Here is a 12,553-nt window from a genome sequence, read left to right as displayed (position 1 = left end):
GTATATATTACTATATTAGTTTAGTTTTCCAGATCAGTATTTTCAAGTATTTCGAAGGGAACCGAGTGTATATCCTCACTGAATTCCTGTCCGCACTGAAGGGCGACATCATTTTCTGGATGATAGAACCACTGGATTTTAACATCTCTGCCTGAAATTTTCGATTTTTCAAGCAGCTCAAAGAGGTTGAACAGTAATTTAGCGGTACTGGTGTTGAAATACAGAAGTTCGCATCTCAGGACAAAAGGCAGTTCGTAATCTTTGAGAAAGGAACTTATCCAATCAATAATTGGTTTGTAAAAACTAAAAGTGTTTTCCGGGAACGAATGTCCCTTCAGTAATGCTGTACCTTGATCAGGATCCAGAACTGCTTCAGGACTCGAGCTGGTTTTCTCTATTATTACTTTATCCACAATCAATCTCCATTGATGCTTACTATCATATCATATCAATTGCATGCTTCCCAGCCGTAAATGTATTGATTATCCTGATTATGTATACCAGCTCAGGACAAGTGATCGTCTACTTGCTTGTAATCAATTTACAGGATATTGATGAAAAATAAATATATTTGCTCAATGCATGAAATTAAAGTATAATTTCATGGGATGTTAGATCATGAACAATCAAAATGACGCTCAGGTCTATAAAAATGAACTCGATCTGCTTCATAGAGCCAGGAATGTATTAGATAATCCAGAAGAAGCCGATCCATCGATTGACTTCAGCCGTATGGTACGAGAGTATGAAAAACTTCTTACTACTACAATCCGCATAACAGCAATTAATGATATTAATCAGAAAAAGATGTTTGAGATTAACACCGAGTATGCCCGGACTCAATTACGATTGAGTGAAGAAATGAAGAACGCCGAAATTTTGCGTCAGGAGGCTGAGTCTGCCAGCCAGGCAAAGTCGGATTTTCTGGCAAATATGAGTCATGAGCTCAGAACACCAATGAATGCAATCATTGGCATGTCTCATCTTGCAAAGCAGAGTGGTTTAAAACCCAAACAATTGAACTATATCACCAAAATACACAGTGCTGCACATAGTCTGCTGTCAATCATCAACGATATTCTGGATTTCAGCAAAATTGAAGCAGCAATGCTCGAACTTGAGTTTGTGCGCTTTTCAATTGCACAGGTTTTGTCGGAATTCAGAGACATTGTCGAAGTTTTTGCTGAAAGCAAAGGACTTCAAATGCAGATTACAGTTGAGCCTGGAGTACCGGAATATGTATTTTGAGACCCTCTCCGGCTTGGCCAGATATTGATAAACCTTGGCAACAATGCTGTTAAGTTTACCGATAAGGGGCGGGTAGAGGTTATGGTCTCTCGTGTCAGTGACATATCTCTTAAAGACTCCGGTGCCGTAATACTACGCTTTTCTGTAAAGGACACTGGTATCGGCATTTCTGATGAGAATATATCAAACCTGTTTTCTTCGTTTACCCAGGCCGACAGCTCTATCTCACGGAAATATGGAGGAACAGGGCTGGGTCTCGCAATCAGCAAGCAGCTTGCTGAGTTAATGGGGGGCTCTATTGATGTAGAGAGTATGCCTGGACATGGTAGTATTTTTCACTGTGACATTCCCTTTAAGACCAGTAAAGCCGTCGGTCAATCTCCTCAGGCACAGATCAAAAACAGCAGGGGACTGTTAGGAAAGCACGTTCTGCTGGTGGAGGATAACCCAATAAACAGTGAGCTTGCTATTGAGCTGCTGCAGAATCTCGGTATATCCGTGGATCATGTCGAGAATGGTCATGCGGCTATTAAGCTTGTACACAGCAGGCAATATGATCTTGTTCTAATGGATATTCAAATGCATGGTATCGATGGTTTTACGGCAACCAGACAGATACGCTGTGACAAGCGCTTCGATACGCTTCCCATAATTGCTATGACGGCGTATTCCATGCCTGAGCATATTGAAAAAAGCCGGGAGTCAGGTATGAACGGCTACCTCTTTAAACCCATTGATCCTAAAAAACTCGGGGCTACATTATCCAGCTGGCTTTCTCCGGTAACGAATGGTTCCAGTGATGAATCAGAGCATGCCTTGGTGCTTCCCGAGGAATTGCCTCCATTCAATATCCAGGCTGCATTAACCAGATATGATGGAAACGCTGTACTTCTCAAGCGTTCGCTCATCAGTTTTGCCAGGCGTTATTCCGACGCTGGAGAGAGAATGCGGGGTTATCTGCAAGCTGGATTCTATCATGAGGCCATTCATCTGGCACACAGTGTCAGAGGGGTAGCTGCAACACTTGAAGCTACCGATTTAGCAACAGCAGCAGATGAGTTTGAAACTGCTCTTCAGGAAGGCACAGCAAATACTGATTACAAAAGACATATTGCATTATTTGAGCAACAGATCGTTTATGCTATTACAGCTGCATCCTCTATAGAACCATAAACACTATAGCTGAATAAAGGATTTGCCATTCCAGAGTATAATATGAGGATTATCGACATATACAAGGCAGGACAGAATGGATATTGAACTGAAGCAGGTGAGTCGGGACGAAAAGGAAGTTCTGAAGAATTTGCTGGAAAAATATGATTACGAGTTTTCTCAATGGGACAAACGGGATGTAAACATGCTCGGTCTTTTTGGTTATGACTATCTCGATTATTACTGGACAGAGAGTAAACGCTGGGCTTATTTTATTTTTGTCGATAGAAACCTCGCTGGATTTGCAATGGTGAATGATCTTCCTGAGGTTGATGACCAGCCGACCGACTTTCAATTGGCGGAATTTTGTATTCTGCCCAAATACCGCCGCTGTGGTATAGGTAAAAAAGCTGTATTCAGAATTCTCGAGATACATTCGGGGAAGTGGCAGCTGAAGCTTCATCCATCCAATATTCCTTCGGTACACTTCTGGAAACATGTCATTCATGAATTCACAGCTGGAATGTACGAGCTGAAAAGGGCATACCCGCGTACTGAATATGCCGATGGTACCCCTGGAGATATATTTTTTTTCAGTAGTTGAAATATCTCCAGATACAGTTAAATGGAAAGCGTATCTTTACCAAAGATGATGTACCAGTGGCTTTATACGGCTGGCATATACATCGCTGATCAGTTTGAGTTGTTCAGAATTCAGCTCCGGCATGTTGGCAGCGTCAATATTCGCTTTCAGCTGCTCAGGTGTACTGGCTCCAGGAATTATTGTAGATACACCCTTTTGCATGAGAAGCCATTTCAATGCGTATGCTGCCAGGGGATATTCATCGGAGAGTCCACTTTTCAGAATCCTGACTGCTTCGATTCCGGTTTCGTAGTCCACCCCTGAAAAAGTCTCGCCTTTATCAAATGCTTCACCATTTCTGTTGAAGTTACGGTGGTCCTGGGGATCGAATTTGCTGTCGTGAGAGAATTTACCGGTGAGTAATCCTGAGGCCAAAGGTACGCGCACAATTACTCCGCGTTTCATGCTGTCACAGAGCGGCAGGAACTCCTCAAGCGGACGCTGGCGGAACATGTTTATAATAATCTGTACGCTTTCCACGTTTGAGTACTGAAGAGCTGTTTTGGCTTCCTCAATTTTTTCGACACTAACTCCAAGGTGGGCAATTTTACCCTCGCTCCGAAGATCCTCAAAGAGCCTGAAAACTTCCGGACGATGGTATACTGGTGTGGGAGGGCAGTGGAGCTGGATCAGATCAAGCCGATCAAGGCCTGTATTGCGGAGACTGTCTTCCACAAAGTTACGCAGTGCTTTCGGTGTGTACTGCCCGGAGGTATGCGGATTCAGGTAGCGGCCGCATTTGCTTGCAATGAATACCTGTTCTGAACGCTTACGAATCAGTCTGCCTACTGCAGCTTCACTCTTTCCGCCTTCATAGACATCTGCGGTATCGATGAAATTGATTCCTGCGTCTACGGCTTCATTCAGAATACGGTCGGCATGGCTGTCGTCGAATCCGCTGCCCCATTTTCCGCCGACCTGCCAGGTTCCCAGACTGATTTCCGAAATACTCATTCCAGTACTTCCAAGATTTCGATAGTTCATACAGCAATTTTACCATAGGACTGTCATGATGTCAGTAGAGAGGAGATCATTACCAATTTTATCAGAAAAAACGGCTCAGGACCGAATGTTTTGTTGACAGAACTTGATTTGTCGAATTAGGCTTTTATACGGGGGAATATAAAATGGAATTACGCGAACGACGAACCAAAATAATCGCTACCCTGGGACCAGTGAGCGAGTCGTATGAAATGCTTGTTCAGCTGATTGAGCGTGGAACCGATATATTCCGCCTTAATATGGCACATGCTACACATGACTGGGTCAGAAAGACATGCGGACATATACGCCAGGCAGCTGCAGATGTTGGCCGTGAGGTCGCTATAATGATGGATATCAAAGGACCGGAAATAAGGACCGGTACGGTAAACAGTCCGATTGAACTGCAGGTCGGTCAGATTTTTGATTTTACCGTACGTCCGGATGGTAGTGAATCCAGTGACGAAGAAGTTCACAGTGTCGATGTTAATTACAAGGCAATAGTGGATGACATTCACGTTGGTGACACCGTGCTGGTGGACAACGGATTGATCCGTCTGGAGGTCCTGGAAAAGAATCAGTCACGAATCCGCTGCCGTGTGCTGACTCAGGGTACCATGGGTAGCAAGCGGCATATAAATCTGCCCGGTATCCGGGTCAACCTTCCGCCTCTTACCGAAAAGGACAAGTCCGATATCCTGGCAGGTATAGAGGCTGGTGTGGATTGTTACGCGCAATCCTTTGTCAGGGAAGAGAATGACATCGATTTACTCCGTGATTATCTCAAGATGCATGGCTCTGAAGCCTTGATCATCGCGAAAATTGAGGATCAGCAGGCAATTCGCAATCTGGACAGCATAATTGCGCGCTGCGATGTTCTGATGGTTGCCCGTGGTGATTTAGGCATAGAATGCCCGTTTGAAGAGTTACCTATTATACAGCGCAGAGCTGTAAAGCACTGTCTGGCAACCGGCACGCCTGTAATTATTGCTACCCATATGCTGGAATCAATGATTGAGAATCCAATGCCGACCCGGGCAGAAGTTACCGATGTAGCAAATGCCGTGTACGAGCAGGCCGATGCTATAATGTTGTCAGGTGAAACTACGGTCGGGCGGTATCCCTTGGCATGTATCGAGGTAATGGACACAATAGCCCGCAGGATCGAGCGCTCAGGCGGAGCAGGCTTCGCTGATATGCGCGTCGCGGAACATGACAAGGATAAAATGCTGCAGTCAGCCAAGGTAATGGCTGAAGGCTTATCGAGTGCCGGACTGATTGTGTTCACCCGCCGTGGCTATCTGGCCCGCAGTCTGGCAGCCATGCGACCTGGAACCGCACCTGTCTTTGCTTTTACCGATCAACAGAAAACCCTGCGTGACCTGCTGATGTGCTGGGGAGTACACCCGTTCTTTCTTGAATATTCATCGGATCCAGAACAGATGGTCACCCAGGCAATTGCACTTCTGAAGAAACGTTCCCTGGTACAGCATCACGACCGCCTGGTAGTAGTTGGAAATGTGATCGTACAGGGACGTCCAATCGAGACCGTGCAGCTGCGTTATGTAGAATAGTTGATAAATTTAGTACAGAACCTTGTCTATAAAAAATATTGCGTTAGGTTTTAATTAGTGCAAGAAATATTTTATAGAAGAGGAGAGTGCTAAATGAAACTTGCAAAAACATTTTTTTATATTCTGACCGCAATCGCGACAGCTGCAGTTATATCCGGTTGTGATGCATTTCTTGAAGGGCTGGCGGAGGAGCTGGCCTCTACGGTCGAGGTGTCAGGACGCATTGATTCAGACCTTGTATGGAGCTCGGAGAATCAATTTATCGTTACCGATGATATTGAATTACATGCAGTACTGGAGATTGAGCCTGGTACCAGAGTGTCATTCGAGCAGGGAACCCAGCTTGAAATCCGTGAGTCGGGAACACTAATTGCGGAAGGAACAGCAGAAGAGCCAATACTGCTCACAGGAACCGAGAATACAGTAGGCTGGTGGGATGGAATCTGGTTTCGCAGCAGTGAGGATCCACGCAACAGCATTGATCACGCACAGATAGAATTCGCCGGTGGAGATTTCTTTGCAGTCCAGATAGGCGAATATCGTGTTACCGGCACCAGTGTGGATGCCAGTGCTTCAATAACCAACACAACTATCCAAAATACAGGCGGTCATGGACTCTATGTTCAGCGTGGGAGTGAGATAGCAGATTTTGACTCCAATAAAATTATAGGCAGTGAATCCTATCCGGTAACGCTGCGTGGAAATCCACCAGCCGCGGCATCAATTGGAGCAGGTTCGGATCTCACCGGTAACAATACTGATGCAGTGCGCATCTTTGGAGATAACGACAGCATATCAAACGACATGACCCTTGTTGATCCAGGTGTTCCATATCGGGTTGAAAATGCCGACATCAATGTCCGAAATGCAGTACTCACCATAGCTGATGGGGTGACAATGGAGTTTGATTCCGGATCATCCATTCAGGTAACACATGGTGGCGGCCTGCGAATTGAAGGTACTGAAGAAAATCAGGTGCTGTTAACCGCAGTGGAACAGATTCCCGGGTATTGGGCGGGACTACATTATATTGATTCAGACCGTCCCGATAACAGCATTGAACACGCAGTAATCGAATACGGTGGTAATACCCCGGATTTCTCGGGTTGGAATTCTTCCAGTGGGGCCAATATAACCCTTGGACGAAGTATTTCCAGCGCAGATTTGAGCATAAGCAACAGCGAAATACGGCACAGTTCAAACTATGGGATATACGTATATGACGGAAGTCTGGATCATACTTACATCGAGTTTGATGCTAATGCATCAGGCGAAGTGTATTACCGATAATTATATAATAATTCAGTAATCCCTTATGTGGGATACCGAACAGACCTGCCTGTCTGAATACAATAATTTCCTACATAGGGAGATTAATATGAAAAGACCTATCGAAATGAAGAGCATGAAACAAAGTGCCTTCGCAGCAATTGCTGCATTACTGGGCCTGGTTCTGATTGCAGGCTGTACTACAACCTCCGGAACGGACCGAAATAAAGCCGCAGTTGTCACTATGGTACAGGTTGAAGAAGACATTAAACTACTGCTGTTTGAAGTATCAATAACGAACTCAGTACTGGCATCTATTGTTAATCCGCTTCAGGATGACCTGAATGTTTCTTTTGAAGTGTTTACTGACGGGATAGAATCACTGGACTCTGCGTCTGATCGGTTTATTTCCCGGTCGAGAAAAATGGAAACTCAGGGACGTGAGTACTTTGCTGAATGGAGAAAACAGGGAGATACCTTTGAAAACCGTCAGATTCGGGAACTCAATGAACAGCATCGCACGGAATTAAGCCTGCTCTATGCAAACATTGCAGAATCCAGTGGTGGTATTGAAGGCGAGCTTGTACAGTACGTATCTGATGTGAAGGAGATAGAAATCTATTTCGCAGACGAACTAACTGTCAGAAGTATTACCGCAATCAAACCTATTGTAGATCAGACCATAATAGATGGGTTTCAGCTCAGTAGAAAGCTGAGAGATCTGCTCAGGTCGGTTGAAATTGCCCGTGCAAATCTATTACCTCTAGAAACAGAAGACAGGTAGAAAATTGTAGAATATTCCATAATAAAAAAGCCCCTTCAAGTTATGAAGGGGCTTCACATCCCTGATATAATCCTGGAGAGCCGCTTCATCTCCAAACCAGTCAGGTAAATCTTTCAGTATTTTCTCTGTGTATATCCAGCTTTCTCCAACAACCTTTTGACTGTAGATTCTCCGGTAGAAATGTTGCCTGTATTCTGTTGCAGTCGCTTTAATTTCTTTAATCTTCACTGTGGGTTTTCTTATTAAATATTTCAATCGCATAGAAACTTACCAGATATAGTATACCGAAAACCAAAATATCAACAAGAAAACTGAATAAATCAAATGGATCATTGAATAAGGAATACGAGAAATCAAATATACTGAAAATTATTTTAGATCCGAAATAAGCTACAAAGAACGGAAGAATTATTTTCATCTATCACTCCTTTATTTTTATGGTAGATGTAAAAAAGGGTAGTCAATTACATTTATTATTTCGCACTAATTGAACAAGGGCTCAACAAAAGAAAGTTTTTCTAGCATAGGGTCAATTTCCATGTTAATTCCCAAGGGCATAATGTGCCGAGGATCGGTGTGACCAAACTCGATATTACTTATTATATTTAAATCTCTGCATTTAAACTCTCCTGAAACAATTCTTATAATCATTTCGTCTAACTGCTGTTTTTCTTCTGTGCTATAATCTTTTGGTTTAGCAACAAGAATCCCTTTGATGTTGTGTAAGATCCCTTGAATCCCAAAGTTTCTTAATATAAAGCCGACTTCTTCCGGGCCTGGTTTATCTTCGGATGTTTCAATAAGCAAATATTTGTCATTCCAGAAATCTATTTTGGGCCATGCAAATGTTCCATTCATCATAGTTAGTACTTCAATACATCCACCAAATAGTTTTGCTGTTGTTTTATGGCTTTTCTGTAACCATCTGAATCCAATATCGTCGCTGAATATTTCTACAACTTTACCTACAGTGTTTTTATCACCCCATGGTTCATACTTTTCAGACCACCTGGTAAAAGGCTTAATCTCATAATGACTATTTGAGAAGAGAACCTTTTCATATTCTTCCTGAGCTTCAGGAAAATTCAGTAGATAAGAAAAACCGGCCATAATTGAATTTCCATAAAAAGTTACTAATCCATGCATATTCAGGTAGCAAAGAAAAGTTGTAGCATCTGAATAACCCATAATTATTTTTGGATTGCTTTTAATAATCTCTAAATCCAGAAATTCTAGAATTCGAATAGAATCACTGCCTCCTATTGTAGTTATAATAGCTTTTACTTCTGGGTCTCTAAATGCGTCATTTATATCTTCTGCCCTGATTTCAGGATTATTATATACTTCTTCAGGATCCATTTGGACTGTTTTAAATTCTTTGACTTTCAACCCTAAATATGTAGTGAGATAGTCGATCCCGTTTTTATATACATCTGGAAATATTGCGGCTCCACCCCATGATGGTGATACCACTGCTACTGTATCACCTTTTCTAAGTTGATCTGGTTTCAGCATTTGTTGAGTTCTCCTCCAGCGTAAGCAGCTTATCTCTTTTCCTGGTCATATTAAGGTAAATATTTCAATATGGCCATGGCGGGGTTTCCTATTATTCTGTTTTTGCCCGATGTATCCCGAAATCCACCAACAATCATGCCAATCACCTTATCTTGAATATCAATAATCGGTGCACCGCTAAGTCCCGGGATATCTATCCGCTTTTTAGGTTGTAGAATCAGGTATTTCATATTTACATCTAAAACTATGCAAGGAAACTGTTTTATTGATACAGATTCTATATTATATCGATCAATACCCAGTATTCTGACTTCCTCTCCCGGCTTTACGGCGTCTTGTGCAATGATCATCGGTTTTAAATCTGATTCTTCTGGTACCGGAAGAATAGCAATATCGCCAGATGCATCCAGTTCGCTTGCGTGTGGATTTAGTGGGAAAGTATTAATCAATGAATAAGGAGTAGATCCTGTTCCAATAATATGATCTGTTTCAGGATCGTGAATTATGTATTTATATACCGAAGACGGAAGATCCTCAGGCCTTATAGGCGTTCTTAAACCACCGGCCGGTCCAAATAAATGCAAACAAGTGAGTATATAACTGGAATTAACGTCTGCTGCACAAAAACAGTGCCCGGCGTTGATTCGTCCTTCATACGTATGGAATTCAGGTATAAATACTGGGTAGTTCATTCTACTGTTCATGGGATAATTAATCAGTCATCTTGCTCTGTTTCCGGATAATTACACCATTCCGGAAGTTTAAGTTTACGAGCCTTGAAGCGATAATATAGTGCCATCCCAAAACCAAATATCAGCCCGAATTGAAATGAGTTTATAATTAGTTCAGTTCCTGAATACGACTGTAACAGCAACTGGATAATACCAAATAGTACACCAACACATAATCCGGTAAAAACAATAATCGAAATAAAACTCTGGAAAAAAGGGGGGCGTATATTCCAGCCTGATTTCCAAGCAAGCCGATAAAGTGGAGGCGCTGCTGTAAATGGTTTTATTCCATTAGATTCTAGATGGTTGATCATGTGTTGAACTTTTTCTTTGTGTTTCATTTATCCTCTTTTCTATGTTTGAATATAAATTTGTCCTCGATGGTGTCTGTGCTGCCAAACCCATTGCTTGGCGGTATCCTTCATCAAAATAACAGTTTAATATAGTCCAGTTCAAAAGTTCCAATTTTTTCGTTATCTTCCAAAGGTGTTTCCCAATATCGACCATTTTTCCAGAAACACATCCATACCTGCGAAGAACTTTTTGATTGAATCATAGAAATGTTTCCATCCTGGAGAATCATTGCTGCATTATCATCTATTCCGAACCCAATTAGTTCAGTATCTCGAAGGGCTTTTTTGAATTCTTGACGACGTTCAATTTCAGTATTGTAATGTGGGCAAATTGTGAGGGGCTCAAAATTCAGACCAGGAAGGAATGAAAAAGGTGCATCTGGAATGTCGAGTTTACGATAATCTGAAAGAAGATTCTTGAACCAGCAAATTGCGCCTGCGCTCAGTCCGCTTATTATTGTACCCTTCTGATATGCTTCCTTCAGCATGATGTCAATCTTTAATTCCTGCCAAATCTTCATCATTGACATGGTATTACCACCACCTACGTATATTGCATCGGCATCCTGGATTTTTCTCCTGTACTCAATATTCGTATCAGCATTTCCATAAATGCGTAGTACATCTACTGTGCAATTGTGAATACCACCGAAGTTTCTCATAAAAAGTTCAATGTATCCGGGGGCATCGTTAGAGGCAGTAGGAATAAACAAGACCTGCGGGGCTTCTTTCCCGGTTAAGTCAATTATTTTTTGATCAATTAATTCTGTTTCATAGAATTCATCATCCCTACCGAAACTTCCTCCACCGATTGCGATTATTGTTTTCATTTATCATCCAATTCAAATCAACATAAAATCGAAGTAAAATGCCTGAGAACGCGCATGTCATCTCCTTGGAATTAATTCCAGGCAGAAATCTCGAAGTAAAAATATCTTAAAGGTTTTTGGTATTCATTGAGCATCTGGAATGAAGTATCAGCATTATAGTAGTTGTCCAGAACTGCGTCATTGAATTTACTATCCTGGGAACTAAATTCAACTAATATTTTAGTAGCGACTTCAATAGGATTAGAAATGATCATACCAGCTTTTGCGACCATTGTACCTTCTTGCGCTTGTAAGGTTGTCTGATCAGTGCATTGGTAAATAAATCCTTCGTTATATACATAGCGATCTGCGCGTTCTTCTACCACACCATGAATGATTGATGCATTGAATGTGGTGTCTGAGCTTTCTATGACAAAATAATGCAGTTCATCGTTAGTAGTAATAAACTCATATTCTACTTGTTCCGCATTGTAGTTCCTGAAAAAGAATGTGATCATAACTGAACTGCCGGTCCTATTATCAATTAATAAGACTTTCCCATTTCGCCTGGATAAATCAGCTTCTACTTTACTGTTCAGCTCAATTTTATGAGAATTACCGAGTACACCTAAATAGATTGCTTCACTCGGATTTTGTGCAACACTGGAAAATTTATCGCCAGCAGTGACAGTGAATAGTTGTAACACTGTCATTAAAATAAATAAGATTTTCATTGAAGCTCCATTACATTCCTTGAGTATTTTCCATATATTCTTTAATTTGATTGACAATTCCATTTCTGTTTCTATCTATATTCGATTTTAAATGGTATTCAATCCTTGGTACTTTAAATATTCTGCCTCTCAATTCTATATCTACCTGATCTTTAATTATCGTTTTAGTAGCAAAAAGACTAAAATACCAATTGCAAATCTCTCAATGATTTTCATTTATTTTGTACTCCTCTTTGGCTTTGTTCTTTTTTTGCTATAACCAGCCCATGCATGCTCATTCCAAAGCTGCTTTTATCTTCACAATGCTGAAGGTGAAACTGTATGAATGAGTGCCAGTATTCTTCCGGCAGTTTTTCTAACTGTTCTTGTATAAGATATGAAACACTATCTGTTCCTATATTTTTGATTGGTTGCAACCCATTATCTAGAATTTCATTCTCAATCTCTTGTGGATCAGTAAAATAGCTTATGTCTAAAAAGGTATCAAAGCCTTCTGGAACTACACCATCTGCGCGATCGATTTTTTTCAATAGTTCAGGATTTATGATTTTTTCATTTTTTGTGAAATAATAGATTGCGGTTAGCTTATTGATGTAGGCAAAGAAGGCTATGCCGCCGGGTTTTAATATTCTCTTGTGTGTACTCCGGTGATTTCGGACAGTGATTCCGGCGGAAAACGGACAGCTGTCTGAAGGAAGCAAGTCCTCGTCTCCAGTATGTTCAGGTGTCCGTTTTCAGTCAATCTACTGCATACATTTTT

At 41.6% G+C, this 12,553-nt stretch carries 15 protein-coding genes and 1 pseudogene; 7 read left to right on the top strand and 9 right to left on the bottom strand.

What is annotated here, in order from left to right; translation table 11 throughout:
* Positions 1 to 20: 20 nt before the first annotated feature.
* Positions 21 to 413: a DUF1987 domain-containing protein gene (locus ACYQ2L_RS15920; RefSeq protein WP_460057805.1), complete on the bottom strand. Its 393-nt coding sequence runs from the start codon at positions 411 to 413 to the stop codon at positions 21 to 23.
* Between the two features lie 205 nt (positions 414 to 618).
* Between ACYQ2L_RS15920 and ACYQ2L_RS15915 the strand changes: the two genes are divergently transcribed.
* From ACYQ2L_RS15915 to ACYQ2L_RS15900, 4 genes and pseudogenes are all read left to right on the top strand, one after another.
* Positions 619 to 1,248 carry a histidine kinase dimerization/phospho-acceptor domain-containing protein gene (locus ACYQ2L_RS15915; RefSeq protein ID WP_460057803.1) on the top strand — a complete coding sequence of 210 codons (630 nt, stop codon included), beginning with the start codon at positions 619 to 621 and terminating at the stop codon, positions 1,246 to 1,248.
* Positions 1,249 to 1,260: 12 nt separating this feature from the next.
* Positions 1,261 to 1,995: pseudogene (locus ACYQ2L_RS15910) on the top strand (response regulator); the annotation flags it as partial.
* A gap of 198 nt (positions 1,996 to 2,193) precedes the next feature.
* On the top strand, positions 2,194 to 2,421 hold the full coding sequence (locus tag ACYQ2L_RS15905; protein WP_460057855.1) for an Hpt domain-containing protein: 228 nt from the start codon (positions 2,194 to 2,196) through the stop codon (positions 2,419 to 2,421).
* A gap of 76 nt (positions 2,422 to 2,497) precedes the next feature.
* Entirely contained in the window at positions 2,498 to 3,004 is a 507-nt protein-coding gene (locus tag ACYQ2L_RS15900) for a GNAT family N-acetyltransferase (RefSeq protein WP_460057801.1), read from the top strand.
* 36 nt (positions 3,005 to 3,040) lie between these two features.
* Here the strand turns inward: ACYQ2L_RS15900 and ACYQ2L_RS15895 are convergent, their stop codons facing one another.
* Positions 3,041 to 4,027: an aldo/keto reductase gene (locus ACYQ2L_RS15895; protein ID WP_460057799.1), complete on the bottom strand. Its 987-nt coding sequence runs from the start codon at positions 4,025 to 4,027 to the stop codon at positions 3,041 to 3,043.
* Between the two features lie 143 nt (positions 4,028 to 4,170).
* Here ACYQ2L_RS15895 and pyk point away from each other — a divergent pair, with 143 nt between their 5' ends.
* The 3 genes from pyk (at position 4,171) to ACYQ2L_RS15880 (ending at position 7,651) form a co-directional block, all read left to right on the top strand.
* A complete protein-coding gene (gene pyk / locus ACYQ2L_RS15890; RefSeq protein ID WP_460057797.1) occupies positions 4,171 to 5,598 on the top strand; it encodes a pyruvate kinase in 1,428 nt (475 codons plus the stop codon).
* Positions 5,599 to 5,691: 93 nt separating this feature from the next.
* On the top strand, positions 5,692 to 6,888 hold the full coding sequence (locus tag ACYQ2L_RS15885) for a hypothetical protein (RefSeq protein ID WP_460057795.1): 1,197 nt from the start codon (positions 5,692 to 5,694) through the stop codon (positions 6,886 to 6,888).
* Between the two features lie 88 nt (positions 6,889 to 6,976).
* On the top strand, positions 6,977 to 7,651 hold the full coding sequence (locus ACYQ2L_RS15880; RefSeq protein WP_460057793.1) for a hypothetical protein: 675 nt from the start codon (positions 6,977 to 6,979) through the stop codon (positions 7,649 to 7,651).
* On the opposite strand, the gene ACYQ2L_RS15875 is transcribed toward ACYQ2L_RS15880, so the two are convergent.
* The 7 genes from ACYQ2L_RS15875 to ACYQ2L_RS15845 all read right to left on the bottom strand — a co-directional run bounded on the left by ACYQ2L_RS15875 (position 7,631) and on the right by ACYQ2L_RS15845 (position 12,494).
* Positions 7,631 to 7,879, bottom strand: a complete 249-nt coding sequence (locus tag ACYQ2L_RS15875; RefSeq protein WP_460057790.1) for a hypothetical protein — start codon at positions 7,877 to 7,879, stop codon at positions 7,631 to 7,633. The genes ACYQ2L_RS15880 and ACYQ2L_RS15875 overlap by 21 nt on opposite strands.
* Positions 7,880 to 8,134: 255 nt before the next feature.
* Positions 8,135 to 9,166 (bottom strand): S66 family peptidase, encoded by a 1,032-nt coding sequence (locus ACYQ2L_RS15870; RefSeq protein WP_460057786.1) that lies wholly within the window; start codon positions 9,164 to 9,166, stop codon positions 8,135 to 8,137.
* A 50-nt stretch (positions 9,167 to 9,216) separates the two neighbouring features.
* Complete coding sequence (locus tag ACYQ2L_RS15865) at positions 9,217 to 9,858, bottom strand: S1 family peptidase (protein ID WP_460057784.1); 642 nt, start codon at positions 9,856 to 9,858, stop codon at positions 9,217 to 9,219.
* Positions 9,859 to 9,881: 23 nt separating this feature from the next.
* The gene (locus tag ACYQ2L_RS15860) at positions 9,882 to 10,238 is read right to left on the bottom strand and encodes a DUF6404 family protein (protein ID WP_460057781.1); all 357 of its coding nucleotides are present in this window, start codon (positions 10,236 to 10,238) and stop codon (positions 9,882 to 9,884) included.
* Between the two features lie 83 nt (positions 10,239 to 10,321).
* Entirely contained in the window at positions 10,322 to 11,080 is a 759-nt protein-coding gene (locus tag ACYQ2L_RS15855; protein WP_460057778.1) for a Type 1 glutamine amidotransferase-like domain-containing protein, read from the bottom strand.
* 71 nt (positions 11,081 to 11,151) lie between these two features.
* Positions 11,152 to 11,793: a hypothetical protein gene (locus ACYQ2L_RS15850; protein ID WP_460057776.1), complete on the bottom strand. Its 642-nt coding sequence runs from the start codon at positions 11,791 to 11,793 to the stop codon at positions 11,152 to 11,154.
* A 212-nt stretch (positions 11,794 to 12,005) separates the two neighbouring features.
* Positions 12,006 to 12,494 (bottom strand): hypothetical protein, encoded by a 489-nt coding sequence (locus ACYQ2L_RS15845; RefSeq protein ID WP_460057774.1) that lies wholly within the window; start codon positions 12,492 to 12,494, stop codon positions 12,006 to 12,008.
* Between the last annotated feature and the right edge of the window lie 59 nt (positions 12,495 to 12,553).

The organism is Spirochaeta dissipatitropha, from assembly GCF_054657935.1.
Note: the sequence above shows the minus strand (reverse complement) of the source record. Positions and strands in the feature narration are given on the sequence as shown.